Below are 20,347 nucleotides of genomic sequence, written 5' to 3' on the forward strand. Positions count from 1 at the left end.
CTTCAATGTGAACATGATGGGACACGCAGGGATGGCGGCAGCCGCCGTTCGTTACCTCAGGTCGGCCGGGGCTTCGGCCCCGGCGCCCGTCGAGGCGCTGCCGCGGCCGGAGTTGCGGTGTGTCGGCGAGGACGAGCGCGCGCCGGTCGACCAGGGCGAGTTCCGGCGGGTGCTGGGAAACTTCGCGACGGGCGTGACCGTTGTCACGGCACCACCCGCCGACGGCGAGGGCTCCCCCGCCGGCTTCGCCTGCCAGTCCTTCTCCTCCCTCTCCCTCGACCCGCCCCTCGTCGCCTTCATGGTCGGCCGTACGTCGACGACATGGCCGCGCATCGCCCGGGCCGGCGTCTTCTGCGTCAACGTTCTGGACGAGCGCCAGGGCGAGCTGTGCCGCGCCTTCGCGGTGAGCGGTGCGGACAAGTTCGCGGGGGTCGCGCACGAACCGGCCCCGGTCTCCGGCGCACCGCGCCTCACCGGGGCCCTCGCCTGGATCGACTGCACCATCCACGCCGTGCACACCGGCGGCGACCACCTCATCGTGGTGGGCCGGGTGGACGCCCTCGGCACCGGCGAAGGCGGCAGCGCCGATGCCGGCGGCAGTCCGCTCGTGTTCCATCGGGGGCGCTTCGTGCGGCTCCGGGAGGAACGCTGACGGTCAGGCCGACGCCACCTGCGCCGCCCCCACCGGCCGTCGCCTGATCACCAGCGCCATCAGCGCCGCCACCCCGCACAGCGCTCCCGACGCGACCCAGACCATGTCGTACGAGCCGAAGACGTCCCGGGCGACACCGCCCAGGAAGGCGACGAGCGCGGCGCCGACCTGGTGCGAGGCGAGGACCCAGCCGAAGACGATGGCGCTGTCGTCGCCGTACTGCTCCCGGCACAGGGCCAGGGTGGGCGGCACGGTGGCGACCCAGTCGAGGCCGTAGAAGACGATGAAGAAGATCATCGGGGGGTGCACGGTGGACGCCAGCAGCAGCGGGAGGAAGAGGAGCGAGATGCCGCGCAGCGCGTAGTACACGGCCAGCAGGCGGCGCGGTTCGAAGCGGTCGGTGAACCAGCCCGAGGCCACCGTGCCGGCCACGTCGAACACACCGATGACCGCCAGCAGCGAGGCCGCCGCCGTGATGGGCATGCCGTGGTCGTGGGCCGCGGGCACGAAGTGGGTCTGGATCAGGCCGTTGGTCGAGGCGCCACAGATCGCGAAGGTGCCGGCCAGCAGCCAGAAGGGGCCGGTGCGGACCGCCGAGAGGAGGACGGTCACGGCGCGGCGGGCGGCGCCCGGGACGGGGGCCGGCTTCGGTACGAACTCCGTCGCCCCGTACGGCTTCTGGCCCACGTCCGCCGGATGGTCGCGCAGCAACAGCCAGACGAAGGGGACGACCGTCAGGGCCGCGAGGGCCACGGTGACGGCCGCCGGGCGCCAGTCGTGCTTCTCGACGATCCAGGAGAGCAGCGGCAGGAAGATCAGCTGGCCGGAGGCCGAGGCGGCGGTGAGGATGCCGGTCACCAGGCCCTTGCGCGCCGTGAACCAGCGGTTGGTCACCGTCGCCGCGAACGCCAGCGCCATCGAACCCGAGCCGAGGCCCACCAGTAGGCCCCAGCACAGAAGCAGTTGCCAGGCCGCTGTCATCCACACCGTCAGCCCGGAGCCGACCGCGATCACGGTCAGCGCGACCGCGACCACCCGACGGATGCCGAAGCGGTCCATCAGCGCGGCGGCGAACGGCGCGGTGAGCCCGTAGAGGGCGAGGTTGACGGAGACGGCGGCGCCGACCGTGCCGCGCGACCAGCCGAACTCCTCGTGCAGCGGGTCGATGAGCAGCCCGGGCAGGGAGCGGAAGGCCGCCGCGCCGATGATCGTGACGAAGGTGACGGCGGCGACGAACCACGCACGATGGATGCGGGGCCTTCTCTTGGACGGCGATTCCGCCATGGCGGCTGCGGCTTCGGTTGTCTGGGTCACGACATAGAGCTTCCGATGCGGGAGCCTGACAAACGAGTGGCCCGAAAGACAGCATTCGTTAGGATCGGGCCATGGCCAGTGAGCGTGCGTTCCGTCCACACCGCGTCGTCGTGCTCGCCCTCGACGGGCTGCTCCCCTTCGAGCTGGGCATCCCGCACCGGATCTTCGGGCGCCCCAAGGACGCCGAGGGACGGCACCTGTACGAGGTCGTCACCTGCTCGGTCCGGCCGCCGGGGCCCGTCCAGACCGACGCCGACTTCTCCGTCCAGGTCGCCCACGGCCCGGAGGCCCTGGCCACCGCCGACACGGTCGTCGTCCCGGCGTCGTACGAGCTCGGCCCGGTCTTCGAGGAGGGCGTGCTGACCGACGAGCTGGCCGCCGCGCTCGCGCACATCCGGCCCGGCACCCGGCTCGCCTCCATCTGCACCGGCGTGTACGTCCTCGCCGCCGCCGGCCACCTCGACGGCCGCCCCGCGACCACGCACTGGGCCGACGCCGAACGCCTCCAGCGGCTCTTCCCCCGTATCAAGGTCGACGCGAACGTGCTGTTCGTCGACGACGGCGACGTGCTGACCTCGGCGGGCGTCGCGGCCGGGATCGACCTGTGCCTGCACATCGTGCGCCGCGACCACGGCACGGCGGTCGCCAACGAGGTGGCCCGCCGCACCGTCGTACCGCCGCACCGCGACGGCGGGCAGGCCCAGTACATCGACCGGCCCGTGCCCGACCCGCAGGTGGCCACCACGACCGCCGCCCGCGCCTGGGCCCTCGGCCGCCTCCACGAACCCATCCAGCTGCGTGACATGGCCGCCCAGGAGTCCATGTCCGTACGCACCTTCACCCGCCGTTTCCGCGAGGAGGTCGGCGTCAGCCCGGGCCAGTGGCTCACCCAGCAGCGCGTCGAACGGGCCCGGCACCTGCTGGAGTCCACCGACCTGTCGGTCGACCAGGTGGCCCGGGACGCGGGCTTCGGCACGGCCCAGTCGATGCGGCAGCACCTACAGGCTGCGCTCGGGGTCACCCCCACCACGTATCGGCGGACGTTCCGGGTCAGGAGCGGTGGGCTCGGCGGCAGCGAGTGCTACGGCGATGTCGGCGCCGCGCGCTGAACGCGCGGCGTGACGCGCCTCGCCCCACCAGCCGGCCCCTGTCAGCAGCAGCGTCAGGCCCACCCCGGCGAGGACGGCCGTGGACGGTGCCACCACGTTGAGGAGGGCGCCGGCCAGTGAGCCCGTCGCCGCGTAACCCGCGCCGGCGGCCGCGTACATGATGGAGTAACCGGCGGCCAGGGCGCTCGGCGGCAGGGCCTCGCGCAGGGACAGGTTGCGGATGAGAATCGCGCCCGACTGGAGCGTGCCCGCCACGGTCAGCGCCACCGCGATCCCCGCCGTGTCCGGTATCAGCGCGGCGAGCGTCACACAGAGGGACGTCCCGGCCATCAGCACCACGCTGCGGGTGCGCAGCAGTCCCGGCCAGGTCCGCAGGCCGTAGGCGAACGCGCCGAGCCCTCCGCCCACCGCCATCCCGGTCAGCAGCGGGCCGGACCAGCCGACGCCGATGCCGCGCTGTTCGAGCAGGGCGGGCAGGACCAGTTCGGCCAGCCCCAGCAGGGTCACACTGGCCGCGCCCGTGACGTACACCGGCCAGGCGCCGGTCAGCAGCCGGAACAGCGCCCCGCCCGCCCGGTCCTTCCCGGCCGCGTCGTCCGTACCCCAGCCGGCCGGAAGCAGCCACAGGCCCGCGACCGACGACGTCATCAGGAAGACGGCGAGGAGCAGCGGGGCGCGCGGTGCGACGCCGAGGGCAAGGCCGGCGACCGCGGCCGGGGAGACGGCCCACACCCCGGACATCAGCATCGACTCGATGGACAGCGCCTGCGCCGCCGCACGCTCCGGGACCAGCTTGGTGAGCAGCGTACGCAGGCCACCGGTGGAGGCGGCCGGGGCGGCACCGGCGACGAACACGAACGCGGCGAGGACGACCGGGTGCGCGTCGGGGAACACCCCCGGCCCCGCGAAACCGACGGCTCCCACAGCGAGACCCACGGCCAGGTGGGTGCGGGCCCGCTCCGGCCGCAGCCGCATCCCGAGGACGGGGGCGCCGACGATCTCGCCGATCACATAGGCCGCCGCGAGGATCGCGCCCAAGGAGTAGCCGCCGGGGCGCTCGCGCACCAGGAAGACCAGGGCCAGCGGGGCCATGGCCACCGGCATGCGGGCGCCGACGGCGGTGCAGGCCCAGGCCAGGACCTGTCGGGAGGCGACGTCGCGGTAGCTCATGCGATGACGTTAGGGGTCGGCACCGACAACACCCCAGGGATTTTCCCGACCCTGTGGACAACTCGCGCCGCCGACCCGAACCGCGCAGGTCAGAACGTCAGGACCCCCCTCGCCACCCGTCCCGCCTCCGCGTCCGCCCGCGCCTTCTCGAAGTCCTCGACCGGGTAGGTCCCCGTCACCAACTCGTCGAGCAGCAGGCGGCCCTGCCGGTACAGCTCGGCGTACAGCGCGATGTCCCGCTGCGGGCGGGACGAGCCGTAGCGGCAGCCGAGGATCGCCTTGTCCAGGAAGAGGGAGGCGACGCGGAAGGACGCCTCCGCCGTCGCCGGGGGCACGCCGAGCAGGACGGCCTGGCCGTGGCGGTCCAGCAGGTCGATCGCCTCGCGGATGAGCTCGACCCGGCCGACGCACTCGAAGGCGTGGTCCGCACCGGTCGGCAGGACGTCGCGCACGCCCTCCGTCGAGGTCAGGAAGTCCGTCGCGCCGAACTGGCGCGCCACCGCCTCCTTCGCGGGATTCGCGTCCACCGCCACGATCCGCAGGGCGCCCGCGATCCGCGCGCCCTGGATGACGTTGAGGCCGATGCCGCCCGTCCCGATCACGAGCACGCTGTCCCCGCGGTCCACGCGCGCGCGGTTGAGCACGGCGCCCAGCCCGGTCAGCACCCCGCACCCCATCAGCGCGGCGGACGGCATCGGGATGTCCTTCGGGATGCGGACGGCCTGCACGGCCTTCACCACGGTCCGTTCGGCGAACGCCGAGTTGGCGGCGAACTGGTACACCGGGCGGCCGTCCCGGGAGAACGGCCGCCCGGGCCGGCCGATCGCGTGCCGGCACATCGTCGGCCGGCCCCGGTCGCACTCCGCGCACGTACCGCAGTTCGCGAGCGTCGAGAGGGCCACATGGTCCCCGGGCACGACATGCGTGACGCCCGCCCCCACCGCCTCCACCACGCCCGCGCCCTCGTGCCCCAGCACCACGGGCACGGGGAAGGGGATGGTCCCGTCCACCACGGACAGGTCGCTGTGGCACAGGCCCGCCGCGGAGATCGCGACCAGCACCTCGCCGGGGCCGGGATCCCGTACCTCCAGATCGTCCGCGACCTGGACCTGCTTCCCGTCGTAGATCACGCCTCTCATCACGCGACTCCCTTGGGCTCCTTGGGCAGGCCGAGCACGCGCTCGGCGATGATCGTGCGCTGGATCTGATCCGAGCCGCCGTAGATCGTGTCGGCCCGGGAGAACAGGAACAGGTGCTGGAGGGCGTCGAGTTCGTACGGTGCCGTGGGCGACCAGTCCGTAGGGCCGACGCCCGCCGCCGCGCCGCGCACCAGCATCGCCAGCTCCCCGAGCCGCTGGTGCCAGCCGGCCCACAGCAGCTTGGCCACGCTGGGCGCGCCCGCGTCGCCGGTACGTCCCAGCGTGCGCAGGGCGTTCCAGCGCATCGTGCGCAACTCGGCCCACTGGCGCACCAGCCGGTCCCGTACGACGGGGTCGGTCACCGCCCCCGTCTCCACGGCCGTACGCACCACGCGCCCCAACTCCGCGGCGAAGCCGATCTGCTGGGCGAGCGTCGAGACACCCCGTTCGAAGCCGAGCAGGCTCATCGCGACCCGCCAGCCGCCGCCCTCACCGCCGACGACGTGCTCCACGCGCGCGTGTGCCCCGTCGAAGAACACCTCGTTGAACTCGCTCGTGCCGGTCAGCTGGCGGATGGGGCGGACCTCGACGCGGCCGCCCGGCTGGTCCATGGGGACGAGCAGGAAGCTCAGCCCGTGGTGACGCCGCGAACCCGGTTCCGTCCTCGCCAGCACGAAGCACCAGTCCGCCTCGTGCGCGAGTGACGTCCAGATCTTCTGACCCGTGATCCGGTAGTACGTCCCCTCCGGCTCGCGTTCGGCCGTGGTGCGCACGCCGGCCAGGTCGGAGCCGGCGCCCGGTTCGCTGTAGCCCTGGCACCAGAGTTCGTCGCCTGCGGCGATCGGGGGGAGGAAGCGGGACTTCTGGTCGTCGGTGCCGTGGGCGAGGAGGGTGGGGGCGAGGAGGTTCTCGCCGATGTGCCCGGAGCGCGGGGGCGCGGGCGAGCGGGCGTACTCCTCGGCCCAGGCGACCTGTTGGGTGAGGGTGGCGGTGCGGTTGCCGTAGCCGGCCTCGGGCCAGCCGAGGCCGATCCAGCCCGCCTTGCCGAGGGTGCGCTCCCAGGCACGGCGGTCCTGGGCGTCGTCGGCGTGCTCGGCGTCGGCATGCGCGGCGAGCCACGCCCGTGCCTCCGCGCGGAACGCCTCGTCCTGCGGCGTGAACCCGAACTCCACGGTGACCTCCTCGGAAAGAGATGCTCAGGCGTTCGGCCGGGCCCCGTCCTTCGCCGCCCGTTCCATCGCCTCCACTCGCTCCAGCAACGGCATCGGATCCGTCCCCACCGTCCCCGGCAGGAAGTCCGCGATCCGCTCGGGGGTCCAGGAGCCGTCGGCGTACGCGGCCCGCAGTTCCCTCGGCTGGGCCCACACCGCGATCTTGGGCCCGGCGATCGTGTACACCTGGCCGGTGATCCGCTGCTCCTTCGCCCGGTCGGACAGCAGGTAGACCACGAGCGCGGCCACGTCCTCGGGTTCGCCGATCTCCGTGAGCTCCATGGGCACGTTCGCCGACATCCGCGTACGGGCCACCGGGGCCACCGCGTTGGCGGTCACCCCGTACTTGTGCAGGCCCAGCGCGGCGCTGCGCACCAGCGAGATGATGCCGCCCTTCGCGGCGCTGTAGTTGGCCTGGGAGACGGAGCCCTGGTGGTTGCCGCTGGTGAAGCCGATCAGGGTGCCGGAGCGCTGGCCGCGCATCACCGCGGAGGCCGCCCGGAACACGGTGAACGTGCCCTTGAGGTGGGTGGCCACGACCGGGTCCCACTCCTCCTCGGACATGTTGAACAGCATCCGCTCGCGCAGGATGCCGGCCACGCAGACGACACCGTCCAGCCGGCCGTACGCCGACACGGCCGTGTCGGCCACCCGCTGCCCGCCCGCCATGGTGGAGATGTCGTCGGCCACCGCGACCGCCTCGCCGCCCGCGGCCTCGATCTCCTTGACCACGGCTTCGGCGACCTCGCTGGTCGGTGAGGCGCCGTCCACGGAGACGCCGTAGTCGTTGACGACGACCCGCGCGCCCTCGGCCGCCGCCGCCAGCGCCACCGCCCGGCCTATGCCCCGTCCGGCGCCCGTCACGGCGACGACCTTGCCTGCCAAGAAGTTCCCCACGCCCGGCCCCTTCCCGCGATATCTGACGGACCGTTAGATTTTATGACCGGTCGGATGCCTGGAGACAAGCCCCGGGGAGGATTCATGTCGCTGCCGGACGAGTTCCACGAGATCGCCAAGCGCGTCAACAACTGGGGGCGCTGGGGAGCCGACGACGAGATCGGCACCCTCAACCTGATCACCGACGAGGTCGTCCGGGAGGCGGCCACATGCGTGCGCACCGGACGGCGTGTCCCGCTCGCCCTCCCCCTCCAGCAGGACGGCGTGCAGAGCGGGATGATCCCGGGGCGGGTCAATCCGCTGCACGCCATGGTGCAGATCAACCAGGAGATCTTCGGGCCGGGGACGGTGGCGTGCAGCGACGACGCCGTGACCATGGGGCTCCAGGCGGCCACCCACTGGGACGCGCTGACCCACGTCTCGCACTCGGGCAGGCTCTACAACGGCCGCCCGGCCGGCACCGTCACCGCGCACGGCGGCGCCGAGTTCAGCGGCATCGACAAGGCCCGCCACATCGTCTCGCGCGGGGTGCTGCTCGACGTGGCACGCGCGCGTGGCGTCGAGCGACTGGACGGCGGGCACGCCGTCACCCCGGAGGACCTGGAGGCCGCCGAGGAACTGGCCGGCACACGCGTGCGTGCCGGTGACATCGTGCTCGTGCGGACCGGACAGATCCAGGCCTATCTCGCGGGCGACAAGCACGCGTACGCCTACCCGTCGCCGGGGCTGTCGATCCGGACGCCGGAGTGGTTCCACGCGCGCGATGTGGCGGCGGTTGCGAACGACACCCTCACGTTTGAGATATTTCCGCCCGAGATCGAGGATTTGTGGCTGCCCGTACACGCGCTCGACCTCGTGGAGATGGGCATGCTGCAGGGCCAGAACTGGAATCTCGAAAAGTTGTCCACAGCCTGTGGAGAAGAAGGGCGCTACGCGTTCCTGCTGTCGGCGATGCCCGAGCCGTTCGTCGGCGCGACGGGAACCCCGGTGGCACCGGTCGCGATCCTGTAGACGAGCCGGGCCCGCGACATGAGTTCGGCTGGCGGCGCGCCGCTGCCCGCCCCGAGCACGGCACCGCGCGCCGCCATCCGACTCCGGCGTACCCGCCCCGGTTCCCCTTGGCCCTGAGGAAAACGACGCCGAATTCACGACCCACACTCGCCGAGGGCCCCCGTCACCGAGACCCTCGCCGTCCCCTCGCGGCGAATCGCTGCCCACAAGCGTGATCAAACGGACACGTCACGTCAACACCCGATCGGGGATTTATTACTTACGCCCCTATTTGCCGTGGGCGCGCACGGAAGCACGTCCGGGCGCACGACGTCCCGGCCCTCACCGGACGGCAGCGCTTTCCGCACCCGCGCACCAGGGGCGACGGAGCTCCCGCGCCCGTGCGCCCGTCATACACACCCGTCATGGGTGCGTGTCACACGGCTTCGTACGCCCCGTACGCCAGCCCCTCGTACTCCGGCGCCACCCCACTGCAGCTCGCCTCGGGTGCCTCGGGCCGCTCGCAGCGGTCCAGTTCGCACCAGATGCGCTTGCCCGCACCCTCGGGGCTCCAGCCCCAGCGATCGGCGAGGCCGTCGACGAGGGCCAGGCCACGGCCGCCGGTCTCGTCGCCGTCCGGGCACCGGGGCACCGGCGCCCGGTCACTGGCGTCGGCCACCTCGAGGCGGACGGTGGCCACCTCCGCCGCCACGGCAGCCAGCGACAGACGCAGGACAGCCGGACAGCCGGTGTGCACCACGGCGTTGGTGACCAGCTCGGAGACGAGGAGGACGAGGGTCTCGGCGAGCGGTTCGTCGGCCTCTATCCCGGATCCGGCGAGCCGTGAGCGCGCCCACCTCCGAGCACGCCCCACTTCGGCGGGGTCGGGCCGGACCTCCAGTTGCACTTGTAGCACCTGCACCGCTCACACCATCCGAACCGGCGGACACATGGACTCGCGCCACGCGAGCGCCACGACGAGGGCCATGACGAGGGCCACGATCGTAGCCATTTTCAGCATGGCCAGGACAATGGCCGGAGCCAGGATCACGGAACGTGAATCCCTTGTAGGACAGCTTGGTTGACGTACAGTCACCCCAACAAGCGCTTCGGGCATATTCCAGCGCCAAGGAGTACTCGTGCGGCATACTGTGCGACCCACGCCGCGGGGAGTCGAACAGGCCAGGAAGCGCGGCGCGAAACAGGCCCTTCCCGTCCCGCGAGCAGCGGCGCGCACCGCCGGATCCGGGGCCACCCCAAGGGCAACACCGGTATGGCTCATATCCGGAACCACTCGCATCCCACACAAGGTACCGGAGCGGGGTGCCGACTCCGGGCCGTGACGAGCCCCGCCACAGGACACAGCCCGATATCAACGCTCCGTAGTTCCGCTGTGCCACGATCCGTGACACTCGCGGCGCCGGCAGCCCAGCGGTCAGGCCCTATGCCGTGCCGGTGGCCAGGTCGGCCGCGAGCAGTTCCTCACTCTCCGTGACACCGCCCGTACGCCGCGCCCGCACCCACGCCCGCTTCAGGTGCAGATGCACCTCGGACTCCCAGGTGAAGCCCATGCCGCCGTGCACCTGAAGGCAGTCGCGGGCACCGCGTACGGCGGCCTCGTCGGCGAGCAGCCGGGCCGCGGCGATGTCGACCGGGTCGGCGGTGACGGCGGCCGCGTAGACCGCCGCGCGGGCCACCTCGGCCCGCACCAGGATCTGCGCGCACAGGTGCTTGACCGCCTGGAAGGCCCCGATCGGCTGCCCGAACTGCTCACGTGTCCGGGCGTGTTGCACCGCCAGCTCGCACGCGCGTGTGGCCGTGCCGAGCTGCTCTGCGGCGGTGAGGAGCACGGCGAGGGGGTCGGAAGCGGAACCCGGCCCGGCCGGCTCGGGCACCCGGTGCAGGGGCGTCAGCGGGTCCACCGACGTCAGCGGTACGGCCCCGGAGGCGTCCCCGCACACCACGTCCGCCTCCGCCAGCCATTCCACGAGCCCGCCGTCCACGGCCGCCACGACGACCTGCCCGGCAGCCGCTCCCGGCACCGCGCCCGCCGCGAGATGCGTGGCCACCAGGGGACCCGGCAGCAGGACCCGGCCCGCCTCCTCGAACGCCAACACCGCCTCGGGCAGCCCCAGTCCCACCCCGCCGTCCGCCTCCGGCACCCGCAGTGCGAAGAACCCCGCCGCGCCCAACTCCCGCCACAGCGCCCGGTCCAGGCCCCGCCGGTGCACGGCCGCCCGCAGCGCCTCACGGTCGAAGCGCCGGGCCAGCAACTCCCGCACGCCCGTCCGCAACGCTCTCTGGTCCTGCGTGAGTTGGAAACGCATTGCGGACAGTCACCGCCCCTTCGGCAGTCCGAGGATCCGCTCGGCCACGATGTTGCGCTGGATCTGCGAGGTGCCGGCCGCGATGGTGTACGACAGCGAGGACAACCGGTCGAGCACCCAGGGCCGGTCGAGATCGAGCGACTCGACTCCCAGAACGTCGGCCGCGGTGTCGTAGAGCTCCTGACGCGCGTGTGAGTACCTCAGTTTGAAAACCGAACCCCCGACGCCGGGCACCCCGCCACCCCCTGCCTCCGCCTCGCTCACGTTCCACTGCGTCAGCCGCCACAGAGCGCGGAACTCGGCGTTGAGCACGCCCAGCCGGCGCCGCAGGCCCGGGTCGTCCCAGCGGCCGTTCTTGCGTGCCTCACGGGCGAGTTCGTCCAGTACGCGCCGGCAGGCCACCACCTCGCCCACGAACGCCGTGCCGCGCTCGAAGGAGAGCGTCACCATCGTCACCCGCCAGCCGTCGTTCTCCTCCCCGACCCGGTTGGCGACCGGCACCCGTACCTCGTCGAGGAACACCTCGGCGAACTCGGCGGACCCGGCGAGCGTCCGCAGCGGCCGTACGGTGATGCCCGGCGCGTCCATGGGCATGGCAAGCCAGGTGATCCCGCGGTGCTTGGGCGCCGACGGGTCCGTCCGCACCAACAGCTCGCACCAGTCGGCGACTTCGGCGTGGGAGGTCCAGATCTTGGACCCGCTCACCACGTAGTGATCGCCGTCCCTACGCGCGCGCGTGCGCAACGCGGCCAGATCCGATCCGGCGTCCGGTTCGCTGAAGCCCTGACACCAGACCTCCTCGCCGCGCAGGACGGGCGGCAGCCAGCGCGCGCGCTGCTCGGCCGTCCCCTCGGCGGCGATCGTCGGCCCCGCGTGCAGCAGCCCGACGAAATTGGCCCCTACGTAGGGTGCGCCCGCCCGCTCGGTCTCCTCCAGGAAGATCAGGTGCTGGGTGGGGGTGGCCCCCCGGCCGCCCGCGTCCACGGGCCAGTGCAGCCCCGCGTACCCGGCGGCGTGGAGCATCCGCTGCCAGCCGAGGTCGTAGGCCCTGCGCCCCGGCCAGTCGTCGGGGGACGGCCTCGCCGGCAGCGTCGGGAGCACGCTCGCAAGCCATTCCCGCAGCCGCGCGCGGAACTCCTCCTCCTCGGGCGTGTAGGAGAGATCCATGGGCTACTCGTCCCGCCACTCATCTGATGATCCGTCAGTTCTTCACTGTCGAGCAGGCTAGTCGCGCACCCCTGGACCGACAAGGCGGTCGGCCCTACGCTCTGCCCACAATCTGACTATCCGTCAGCTGTACACGGACAGGGGGCCGAAGTGAACGACACCGCACACGCTCTGAGCTCCGCCCGCACCCTCTGGGAACTGGTGGTCCGCCGCGCCGGCCTCACCCCCGGCCGTCCCGTCCTCCTCCAGGACGACCGCTCGCTGTCCTTCGGAGAGCTGCGTGAGCGGGCCGAACGGGTGGCGGCCGGGCTGTACGGGATGGGCGTACGCCCCGGCACGGTGGTCGCCTGGCAGCTGCCCACCCGCATCGAGACGGCCGTGCTGTCCTTCGCCCTGGCCCGCCTGGGCGCCGTACAGACGCCGGTCATCCCCTTCTACCGGGACCGGGAGGTCGGCTTCGCGCTGCGTGAGTCCAAGGCGGAGTTCTTCGCCGTACCCGGGACATGGCGGGGCTTCGACCACACGGAGATGGCACGGCGACTGGGGGCGAAGGGGATCTTCGAGGTGTACGACATCCTCCCCGACGGGGATCCGTCCGTACTGCCCCCGCCGCCCGCCGAAGGGACGTCGGTGCGCTGGATCTACTGGACCTCCGGCACCACCTCCGACCCCAAGGGCGTACTCCACACGGACCGTTCGCTGATCGCGGGCGGCTCCTGCCTCGCCCACGCGCTGCACCTGTCGGCGGACGACGTGGGCTCGATGGCCTTCCCGTACGCGCACATCGCCGGCCCCGACTACACGGTCATGCTGCTGCTGTACGGCTTCCCGGCGGTGATGTTCGAGCAGTTCGCGCTGCCCGACGCGCTGGAGGGGTACCGCAGGCACGGGGTGACGGTGGCGGGCGGATCGACGGCGTTCTACTCGATGTTCCTCGCCGAGCAGCGCAAGCAACCGGGTTCGAAGGTCATCCCGTCCCTGCGACTGCTCGCGGGCGGCGGAGCACCCAAGCCGCCGGAGGTGTACCACGCCGTCGTACGGGAGATGGGGGTGCAGCTCACCCACGGGTACGGGATGACCGAGGTGCCGATGATCACCATGGGGGCGCCGGACGACACGGTGGAGAACCTGGCGACGACGGAGGGGCGGCCGCCGGAGGGGATGGAGATACGGATCGTGGACGGGGAGGTCCGGCTGAAGGGGGAGGCCGTGTGCCAGGGGTATCTGGACCCCGCGCAGACGGCGGACGCCTTCGACGGGGACGGGTTCCTGCGCACCGGCGACGTCGGGCACCTCACCGACAGCGGGCATCTGGTCCTCACCGGCCGCCTCAAGGACATCATCATCCGCAAGGGCGAGAACATCTCGGCGAAGGAGATCGAGGACCTGCTGCACGGGCACCCGGCGGTCGGTGACGTCGCGGTCGTCGGGCTGCCGGACGCCGAACGCGGGGAGCGGGTCTGCGCCGTCGTCGAACAGCCGTCGGGAGCCGAGAGGCTGACCCTGGAGGCGGTGACGTCGTATCTCCGCGCGGAAGGGCTGTCGGTCCACAAGCTGCCGGAGCAGCTGGAGGTGGTGGACGCCCTGCCGCGCAACGAGACCCTGCGGAAGGTGCTGAAGTACCAGCTCAGGGAGCGTTATTCGGGGACGGTGAAGTAGCCGGCGAAGGCGGGCACGATCTCCGCTTCGCCGACCCGGCCGTCGCCGTCGGTGTCGAGCGTGGCGGCCGCCGTCCGCGCGATGTCCTCGGGCACGCCCAGGATCGTGAGCACGCGCGCGGCGTCCGCGACGGTGGCCGTGCCGTCCGGGGCGGCCGCCAGGTCCAGGGCCGCGTGCAGGAAGGGCCGGGCGATCTCGCCGAACCGGTCGGGGTTGTCGCGCAGGCGCTTGACCGCGCCGTTGACGAACTCCTCCCGGGTGATGCGCTGATCGCCGTCCCGGTCCGCGATTCCGGCCATGCCCTGCCAGAACGCCTCGGCGCCGGCGTACAGGGCCTGTCCCTTGTCGGAGCGGGCCGGAGTGCCGAACTCCGCGAGCAGCGCCTTGGCCGCCACGCTGAAGTCCTCCCGGTCGATGTAGCCGCTGCCGTCCTGGTCGAAGACGACGAACCGGGCGGCGATCCTGCGCTCGTACTCGCTGCTCACCATGTCTTCTCGGCCCGCCTTACGTCACGTTGGGTGCATCTGACCTGGAGCGTACGACGCCGGGGGCGATCCGGGAGGGGAAAACGACGCTTGTGCCAAGACCGGTGGAATTCCGGGACAACGGTGTGGCGGAGAACGGTGTGGCAGAGGGCAGGAAAGTGAGGCCGCTCACGCCGACAGCGGGCGGGACTCCTCGGTGACCGCCGTGGCGAGGTCCGGGTGGACGTCGAACAGGCGGCGGACGCCCAGCGCACCGAAGACCCGGTTGACATGGGAGCCCTCGACCGCGCCCTGGGCCGGCAGGACCAGTCGCAGGCTGCCCCGGCAGGAACGCAGCAGACGGCGGGCGGCGATGAGGACGCCGACGCCGCTGGAGTCACAGAAGAACACCTCGGACAGATCGAGGACGAGGCTGTGGCGGCCCTCGGCCACCACGTCGTGCACGCGCTGACGCAGCGTGGGCGACGTCACCAGGTCCAGTTCGCCCGACACATGGAGCACGGCCCAGTCGCCGTGCTCACCGTCGGTCACTTTGAATGCCACCACCACGCCCTTCGCTCGCCAAATGGAAGCAACTCCTTCGCTTCCTTGCAGCGCGGCTGCCCAGCGGCTGTTCCCTGAAACACCCCCCGAGAAACGGATATCGATCAGAGAAGGCTTGTTTCAATCGAATTCGATCCTGTTCGATCGCGTCTGATCGCTAGGTTGTTGGGTAGCCGAGTGAGCAGAAGCTCCATTCCAAGGTCCTTCCAAGGCCCTTCGGCGGTTCACTACCACCCACGACTCTTCGAGGGGCGCACATTGCAACAAAGGGGCGTGCACTGCCGGACGTGCCGACTACATTCAGGGTGAAGGTGGGCGCACGCTGGACACAGGACGGACCGGGACGTACCGGTGAGGGGACCGCATGGCGAAAAAGGACGCACCGCCCCGCTGGGACCGCAAGATGCAGCAGCGGCTCGCACGCGGTGAGGCGGCCGCCCTCGGCGAGCTCTACGACCGGTTCGCATCGCTTGTGCACGGTCTCGCCCATCGCGTGCTCAAAGACGATCGGGCCGCCGACGGTGTCACCCGGGAGGTCTTCGCCCACGTCTGGGAACACCCGGACGCGTACGACCCGAAGGAAGGCCCCCTGCGCACCTGGGTGGCCGACCTGACCAACCGCCTGGCCGTGCAGCGCCTGCGCGCCACCGAGACCGCGGCCCTCACCGGCGACAGCCCCGGCTCCGCCGAGGAACTGGAGCTCAAGGTGCGTCACGCCTCGGTCGCCGCCCGCGCCGACTACATCGTCCAGTCCATGCCGGCCCCGCTGCGGGCCGCCCTGGATCTGGCCTACTTCCAGCGCCGCGACTACCGCCAGGCCGCCGCCGACCTCGGCGTCACCGAGGACGAGGCCCGCCGCCGGCTCCGCCTGGGCCTGCAACTCCTGTCCACCGCCCACGACGTCGGCGCACCCGGGGCACCACCCGAATACGGAGGTGCGGCGTGACCGGGGTGGACTACTTCGAGGGGTACGACGAAGACGAGCGTGAGGAGCACGACAAGCGCGGAGAGCACGGAGAGCACGGAGAGCACGGAGAGGATAAAGAGGGGCAAAAGGGCCAGAAGGAAGGCGGGTTCGGAGCGCCGCCCCCCGCGGACACCGAGGGAGCCGCCGAACCGGGCGGCCCCAGCGAGCCGGCCGGACCAGATGGACCAGGCGGACCAGGCGGACCAGATGGTCCCAGCGGACCGGGCGGACCAGGTGGTCCCGACGGACCGGGCGGCCCCGCCGACGGTGACGGCCAGGATGCCGGTGACCCGCCGCCCCGCATACCGATGCCACGTGCCTCCGTCGAGGACACCGGACTGCCGCTGCCCGCACCCGCCGGCCTGGCCGCCCCGGCGCCGGGCCCCGCGCCGCTCGCACTGGAGCACTCGGTTCTGAAGGCGCTGCTGGGCGCCTGGGCGCTGGCGGCCTGCTCGGCCGAGGAGACGGCGGCCGTCGAGGAGCACCTCGGCAGCTGCGGCGCCTGCGCGGACGAGGCACGGCGGCTGCGCGAGGCGGTCGGCCTGCTGCACCCGCCCGAGCCCCTGGACCTGGACCCGGGACTGCGCACGCGCGTCCTGGCGGGCTGCCTCGACCGGCGTCCGCCGCGCATCCCGGTGCCCGACTGGGCCCACGCGTACGACGCCGAGACCGCCCGCCTCGACGCGCTGCTCCAGGACTTCGGGGACGCCGAGTGGCACGCGCCCGTGCGGCTGCGCTGGTTCGACGGGACCGCTGCGGCGAGCCACCGTACGACCGTCGCCGGGGTCATCGCGCATCTGCTGGCGGTCGACGGTCTCGTCGCGATCGCACTCGGCCTCGACGACCCGCTGGCGAACCTCCCGGCCGGCACGGCGCCGACACCGGCGGGCCGCACGGAGGCGTACTGGCGTACGTCCCACTTCCCGCCCACCCGCTCCGTACGCGCCCCGTGGCGGGAGCAGAGCCACGGCATCGTACGGATGGTGTCGTTCACGGGCGGCGGCTCCGGGAAGCTGACGGTGTCCTACGGCGATGACGGCGGCGGCGAGGTCGAACTGCCGCTGCGGGACGCGATGCTGGACCGCGCGTTCGAGTGCTGGGTGCACGCGGAGGACATCGCGGAGGCGGTGGACTATCCCTATGGTCCGCCGTCCCCGCGCCATCTGCACCGCATGATCGACCTCGCGGCCCGGATGCTGCCGAGTGCGCTGGCCGAGCGCCGCCGCGCCGGGCTCGCCGCGCCCGGCCGGGGGCGGCACCTCGTACCGGCCGGTGGGCCCGGGCGCAGTCTGCGGCTGGAGATCGAGGGGCACGGCGGCGGGGAGTGGCTGATCCCGCTGGACTCCCCGGCGGCGGTGGGCTCCGCGGACCACGAGGTGGCCCATGTCGCCCTGGACGGCGTGGAGTTCTGCCGGCTCGCGGCGGGGCATGTCCCGCCGGAGGAGGCGGCCGCGGGGCAGGTCGGGGACCGGGAGGCGATCAGGGACGTGCTGTTGGCCGCGGCGTCGTTGAGCCGTATCTGAGCAGCCTTGACGAAGTCCGGTGCGGTATCGCGCCCCGTAAGGGGCGCGGGGCTGTGCCGATATGCGGCTCCGCCGCGTGAGCGCGACCAGGGCCAGTCCGAGTCCGCGGGTTCGTCACCGCGCTTCCAGCGGAGCGCTCAGCGCGGATCACCCGCCCGGGACTGCCCGCACGGCTACGCGGGCACGCGGCTACGCGAAGACGACCGTCCGCCGACCGTTCAGCAGAATCCGGCGCTCCGCATGCCACTTCACGGCCCGCGCCAGCGCCTGGCACTCCACATCGCGCCCGATCGCGACCAGCTGGTCCGGCGTGACGCCGTGGCCGACCCGCTCGACCTCCTGCTCGATGATCGGACCCTCGTCCAGGTCGGCGGTCACGTAGTGCGCCGTCGCACCGATCAGCTTCACACCGCGCGCATGCGCCTGGTGGTACGGCTTCGCGCCCTTGAAGCTCGGCAGGAAGGAGTGGTGGATGTTGATGATCCGCCCGCTGAGCTGCTTGCACAGGTCGTCCGACAGCACCTGCATGTAGCGGGCGAGGACGACAAGCTCGACGTTCTCCTCGCGCACCAGCTCGAGGAACCGCGCCTCCGCCTCGGACTTGGTGTCCTTCGTCACCGGGATGTGGTGGAAGGGAATGTTGTACGAGCCCACGAGCTCGGCGAAGTCGGTGTGATTGGACACCACGGCCGCGATCTCCACCGGCAGCGCGCCGATGCTCGCCCGGAACAGCAGGTCGTTCAGGCAGTGCCCGAACTTGCTGACCATCAGGACGACCCGCATCTTGTCCTCGGCCCGGTGGATCTGCCAGTCCATGTGGAAGGAGTCACCGATCGCGGCGAAGCTGGCCCGCAGCTTGTCCACGGTCACCGGGGCGTCCGCCGAGAAGTGGACGCGCATGAAGAACAGACCCGTGTCGTGGTCGCCGAACTGCTGACTGTCCTCGATGTTGCAGCCAGTCATGAAGAGGTAGCTCGACACGGCGTGCACGATGCCCTTCTTGTCAGGGCAGGACAGGGTGAGGACGTACTGGTCGGCCGGGGCCGCGGCTCGGGTGGACTGCTCACTCATGCAGGACAGGGTCCCATATCCGCCGGGCCCCGGCGGAACTCCGTCCGCTACGCGGACCGTGTCAGGATCCGCAGTACCTCGAGCGTCCGCGGGGGCGCGTCCGGGTCGTCCCCGTCGCTCACCGCGAGCCGCACATGCGCGTCGCGCGCCGCTCGTATCGCCTCCGGCCACGCCTCGTGGTCGACGTACGCGGAGACGGGTGCGTCCGGGCCGACCTGGTGCATGATCCGCAGCACGCGCAGGACGGCGGTGTCGACGAGCGCCGCCTCCTGCGAGTCCCGGAATATCGTGCCGACGTACTTCTCGGCGGACCAGTTGTCGAGCCAGGTGTCCTCGACCAGGCGGTACACGGCGTCGGTGACGTCTCCGTATCCGTCCACGCCGGCCAGCCAGACGTCCCGCTGGAACACGGGGTCGGAGAGCATGTGCAGCGCGGAGCGCACATTGCTGCGCCAGCGCCACCAGGGCATGTCGTTCAGTGGCATGCCGCCCATGGTGGAGGAGCGACGGCCGCGACGGGAAGAGTTCTCCGAACCTTGCACGGTCATCGATCGTACGTTCCCCTTCTCGGACCTCTCACCACCCCCCGCAATTCACCTTCACGTCACCCCGCGTTGACCGGAGGTCACTCCCAGGTTAGGGATGTGACGGAATCGTGCGTGTCCATGACTGGCAGGCGACACATGCGCAGCACCTTCCTCCCCGACACCAGCCGACGCGCCAGAGCGGTCCGTCGTGCCGCCGGCATCCTGGTGGCGTGCGCGTCCCTCGCCGCCGGCTGCGGGGTCGTCCCCGGTACCGCGGGGGGTTCAGGGGACGACCCGATCATCGTCATGACCTGGGCACCCGAGGACACGTCCGCGACCAACAAGCCCGGAATGCCCGCCTTCGCCCAGGCCTATGCCCGCTGGATCAACGCCCACGGAGGCCTGGCCGGAGGCCGCAAGCTCAAGGTGCTGACCTGCAACGAGCACAACGACAGCGTCGCCGCCGCGAAGTGCGCCCGGCGTGCCGTCAAGGAGAAAGCCGTCGCGGTCCTCGGCTCCTACAGCCAGTACGCCGACTCGTTCTTCCCGCCGCTGGAGGGCGCCGGCATCCCGTACATCGGCGGCTACGGTCTCACCAACGCCGAGTTCACCAGTCCCCTGTCCTACCCCGTCAACGGCGGCCAGCCCACGCTGCTGTCCGGCCTCGGCAAGGAGCTCGCCGCGAACTGCGGATCGGTCGCGCTCGTCCGCCCGGACACCATCGCGGGAGACGCCCTGCCCGATCTGCTCAACTCGGGACTGAAGGCGGGCAAGCACGCGAAGACGGACGACGTACTGGCGGAGGAGGACGCCACCGAGTACTCCACGCAGTCGGAGCGCGCCCTGCAACAGGCAACCAGCGACGGGACGGGGCAGCAGGATGAGGAGCAGGGGTGCGTGGTGCCCGCGCTCGGGGACGCCACCAGCACCTTCATGGACTCGTTCCGGCGTGCCCGCGAGGACTATCCGGCCGTTCGGACCGCCACCGTGCTGGGCAGCGTCGACCAGACCGTGATCGACGCGTCGGGCGGGGCGTCGGGGCCGTACGAAGGGGCGTACATCACCGGCTGGTACCCGGTGGCGAGCGACGCGCGCTGGGACGGGATGAAGAAGGTGATCAGCGAGGAGGCCTTCTCCGACAACCGCATCGACGCCGCGGACGCCGGAGTGCAGACCACCTGGATCGCGTACACCGTGTTCAAGCGGATCGTCGAGTCGCTGGCCGACGGTGAGGTGTCCGCCGACACCGTGCGGCGCGCGTTGGACGACGGGCTCAAGATCGGCACCGGCGGCCTGACCCCGACCCTCCGCTGGCGCTTCCAGGACCGGCTCGCCTCCGTCGGCTTCCCGCGCCTGACCAACGCCGACGTGACCCTTCAGGTCGTACGGAAGGGGCGGCTCGTGGCGGCCAAGCAGGGCTTCGTCAACGTGACCGCGACGCTGGAGGACGGGGACCTGAGCTGAGAGGGGCGGGGGGGGGGGGGCCCCCCCCCCCCCCCCCCCCCGGGGGGGCCCGGGGGGGGGGGCGGGGGGGGGGGGGGCGGGCGGAGGCGCGCGCGCGGGGCCCCCCCGCGCCGGCGGGGTAGTATGGGCGCC

Annotated in this window: 19 protein-coding genes; 7 read left to right on the forward strand and 12 right to left on the reverse strand. The window is 71.9% G+C overall.

All coding sequences use genetic code 11. From position 1 onward, the window contains the following. Window positions 1–16 precede the first annotated feature (16 nt). Entirely contained in the window at window positions 17–652 is a 636-nt protein-coding gene (locus ABT114_RS22045; protein WP_351144545.1) for a flavin reductase family protein, read from the forward strand. A 3-nt stretch (window positions 653–655) separates the two neighbouring features. Here ABT114_RS22045 and ABT114_RS22050 read toward each other — a convergent pair whose 3' ends face one another. Beyond that, window positions 656–1,966: an MFS transporter gene (locus tag ABT114_RS22050; protein ID WP_351144502.1), complete on the reverse strand. Its 1,311-nt coding sequence runs from the start codon at window positions 1,964–1,966 to the stop codon at window positions 656–658. A 71-nt stretch (window positions 1,967–2,037) separates the two neighbouring features. Between ABT114_RS22050 and ABT114_RS22055 the strand changes: the two genes are divergently transcribed. Then, window positions 2,038–3,075: a GlxA family transcriptional regulator gene (locus tag ABT114_RS22055; RefSeq protein WP_351144503.1), complete on the forward strand. Its 1,038-nt coding sequence runs from the start codon at window positions 2,038–2,040 to the stop codon at window positions 3,073–3,075. On the opposite strand, the gene ABT114_RS22060 is transcribed toward ABT114_RS22055, so the two are convergent. From ABT114_RS22060 to ABT114_RS22075, 4 genes are all read right to left on the reverse strand, one after another. Next, window positions 2,965–4,245 carry an MFS transporter gene (locus ABT114_RS22060; RefSeq protein ID WP_351144504.1) on the reverse strand — a complete coding sequence of 427 codons (1,281 nt, stop codon included), beginning with the start codon at window positions 4,243–4,245 and terminating at the stop codon, window positions 2,965–2,967. The two genes, ABT114_RS22055 and ABT114_RS22060, sit on opposite strands and share 111 nt — an antisense overlap. An 89-nt stretch (window positions 4,246–4,334) precedes the next feature. Further along, window positions 4,335–5,384: a Zn-dependent alcohol dehydrogenase gene (locus tag ABT114_RS22065; RefSeq protein WP_351144505.1), complete on the reverse strand. Its 1,050-nt coding sequence runs from the start codon at window positions 5,382–5,384 to the stop codon at window positions 4,335–4,337. Continuing rightward, on the reverse strand, window positions 5,384–6,556 hold the full coding sequence (locus ABT114_RS22070) for an acyl-CoA dehydrogenase family protein (RefSeq protein ID WP_351144506.1): 1,173 nt from the start codon (window positions 6,554–6,556) through the stop codon (window positions 5,384–5,386). The genes ABT114_RS22065 and ABT114_RS22070 overlap by 1 nt, the downstream gene beginning before the upstream one ends. Before the next feature lie 24 nt (window positions 6,557–6,580). Then, window positions 6,581–7,492 (reverse strand): SDR family NAD(P)-dependent oxidoreductase, encoded by a 912-nt coding sequence (locus tag ABT114_RS22075; RefSeq protein WP_351144507.1) that lies wholly within the window; start codon window positions 7,490–7,492, stop codon window positions 6,581–6,583. Window positions 7,493–7,576: 84 nt separating this feature from the next. On the opposite strand from ABT114_RS22075, the gene ABT114_RS22080 reads away from it, so the two are divergent. Next, the gene (locus ABT114_RS22080) at window positions 7,577–8,503 is read left to right on the forward strand and encodes a cyclase family protein (protein ID WP_351144508.1); all 927 of its coding nucleotides are present in this window, start codon (window positions 7,577–7,579) and stop codon (window positions 8,501–8,503) included. A gap of 415 nt (window positions 8,504–8,918) precedes the next feature. On the opposite strand, the gene ABT114_RS22085 is transcribed toward ABT114_RS22080, so the two are convergent. From ABT114_RS22085 to ABT114_RS22095, 3 genes are all read right to left on the reverse strand, one after another. Continuing rightward, window positions 8,919–9,389 carry an ATP-binding protein gene (locus tag ABT114_RS22085; protein ID WP_351144509.1) on the reverse strand — a complete coding sequence of 157 codons (471 nt, stop codon included), beginning with the start codon at window positions 9,387–9,389 and terminating at the stop codon, window positions 8,919–8,921. A 535-nt stretch (window positions 9,390–9,924) separates the two neighbouring features. After that, window positions 9,925–10,809 (reverse strand): acyl-CoA dehydrogenase family protein, encoded by an 885-nt coding sequence (locus ABT114_RS22090; RefSeq protein WP_351144510.1) that lies wholly within the window; start codon window positions 10,807–10,809, stop codon window positions 9,925–9,927. A gap of 9 nt (window positions 10,810–10,818) precedes the next feature. Then, window positions 10,819–11,976, reverse strand: coding sequence for an acyl-CoA dehydrogenase (locus tag ABT114_RS22095; protein ID WP_351144511.1), 1,158 nt, complete (start codon window positions 11,974–11,976; stop codon window positions 10,819–10,821). A 150-nt stretch (window positions 11,977–12,126) separates the two neighbouring features. Here ABT114_RS22095 and ABT114_RS22100 point away from each other — a divergent pair, with 150 nt between their 5' ends. Further along, window positions 12,127–13,635 carry a class I adenylate-forming enzyme family protein gene (locus ABT114_RS22100; protein ID WP_351144512.1) on the forward strand — a complete coding sequence of 503 codons (1,509 nt, stop codon included), beginning with the start codon at window positions 12,127–12,129 and terminating at the stop codon, window positions 13,633–13,635. On the opposite strand, the gene ABT114_RS22105 is transcribed toward ABT114_RS22100, so the two are convergent. Further along, complete coding sequence (locus tag ABT114_RS22105; protein WP_351144513.1) at window positions 13,614–14,123, reverse strand: EF-hand domain-containing protein; 510 nt, start codon at window positions 14,121–14,123, stop codon at window positions 13,614–13,616. The genes ABT114_RS22100 and ABT114_RS22105 overlap by 22 nt on opposite strands. Before the next feature lie 165 nt (window positions 14,124–14,288). Then, the gene (locus tag ABT114_RS22110) at window positions 14,289–14,669 is read right to left on the reverse strand and encodes an STAS domain-containing protein (RefSeq protein WP_351144514.1); all 381 of its coding nucleotides are present in this window, start codon (window positions 14,667–14,669) and stop codon (window positions 14,289–14,291) included. Between the two features lie 358 nt (window positions 14,670–15,027). Here ABT114_RS22110 and ABT114_RS22115 point away from each other — a divergent pair, with 358 nt between their 5' ends. Then, the gene (locus ABT114_RS22115; RefSeq protein WP_351144515.1) at window positions 15,028–15,609 is read left to right on the forward strand and encodes a sigma-70 family RNA polymerase sigma factor; all 582 of its coding nucleotides are present in this window, start codon (window positions 15,028–15,030) and stop codon (window positions 15,607–15,609) included. Window positions 15,610–15,932: 323 nt separating this feature from the next. Beyond that, window positions 15,933–17,153, forward strand: a complete 1,221-nt coding sequence (locus tag ABT114_RS22120; protein ID WP_351144546.1) for a zf-HC2 domain-containing protein — start codon at window positions 15,933–15,935, stop codon at window positions 17,151–17,153. Window positions 17,154–17,342: 189 nt separating this feature from the next. Here the strand turns inward: ABT114_RS22120 and purU are convergent, their stop codons facing one another. Beyond that, window positions 17,343–18,224 (reverse strand): formyltetrahydrofolate deformylase, encoded by an 882-nt coding sequence (purU, locus tag ABT114_RS22125; RefSeq protein ID WP_351144516.1) that lies wholly within the window; start codon window positions 18,222–18,224, stop codon window positions 17,343–17,345. Window positions 18,225–18,271: 47 nt separating this feature from the next. Further along, entirely contained in the window at window positions 18,272–18,772 is a 501-nt protein-coding gene (locus ABT114_RS22130; protein ID WP_351144517.1) for an SCO4402 family protein, read from the reverse strand. Window positions 18,773–18,889: 117 nt separating this feature from the next. Here ABT114_RS22130 and ABT114_RS22135 point away from each other — a divergent pair, with 117 nt between their 5' ends. Next, window positions 18,890–20,215, forward strand: a complete 1,326-nt coding sequence (locus ABT114_RS22135) for an ABC transporter substrate-binding protein (protein WP_351144518.1) — start codon at window positions 18,890–18,892, stop codon at window positions 20,213–20,215. The last annotated feature ends 132 nt before the right edge of the window (window positions 20,216–20,347 follow it).

The sequence above is a fragment of the Streptomyces sp. NPDC002088 genome (genome assembly GCF_040296605.1).
Lineage (GTDB): Bacteria > Actinomycetota > Actinomycetes > Streptomycetales > Streptomycetaceae > Streptomyces.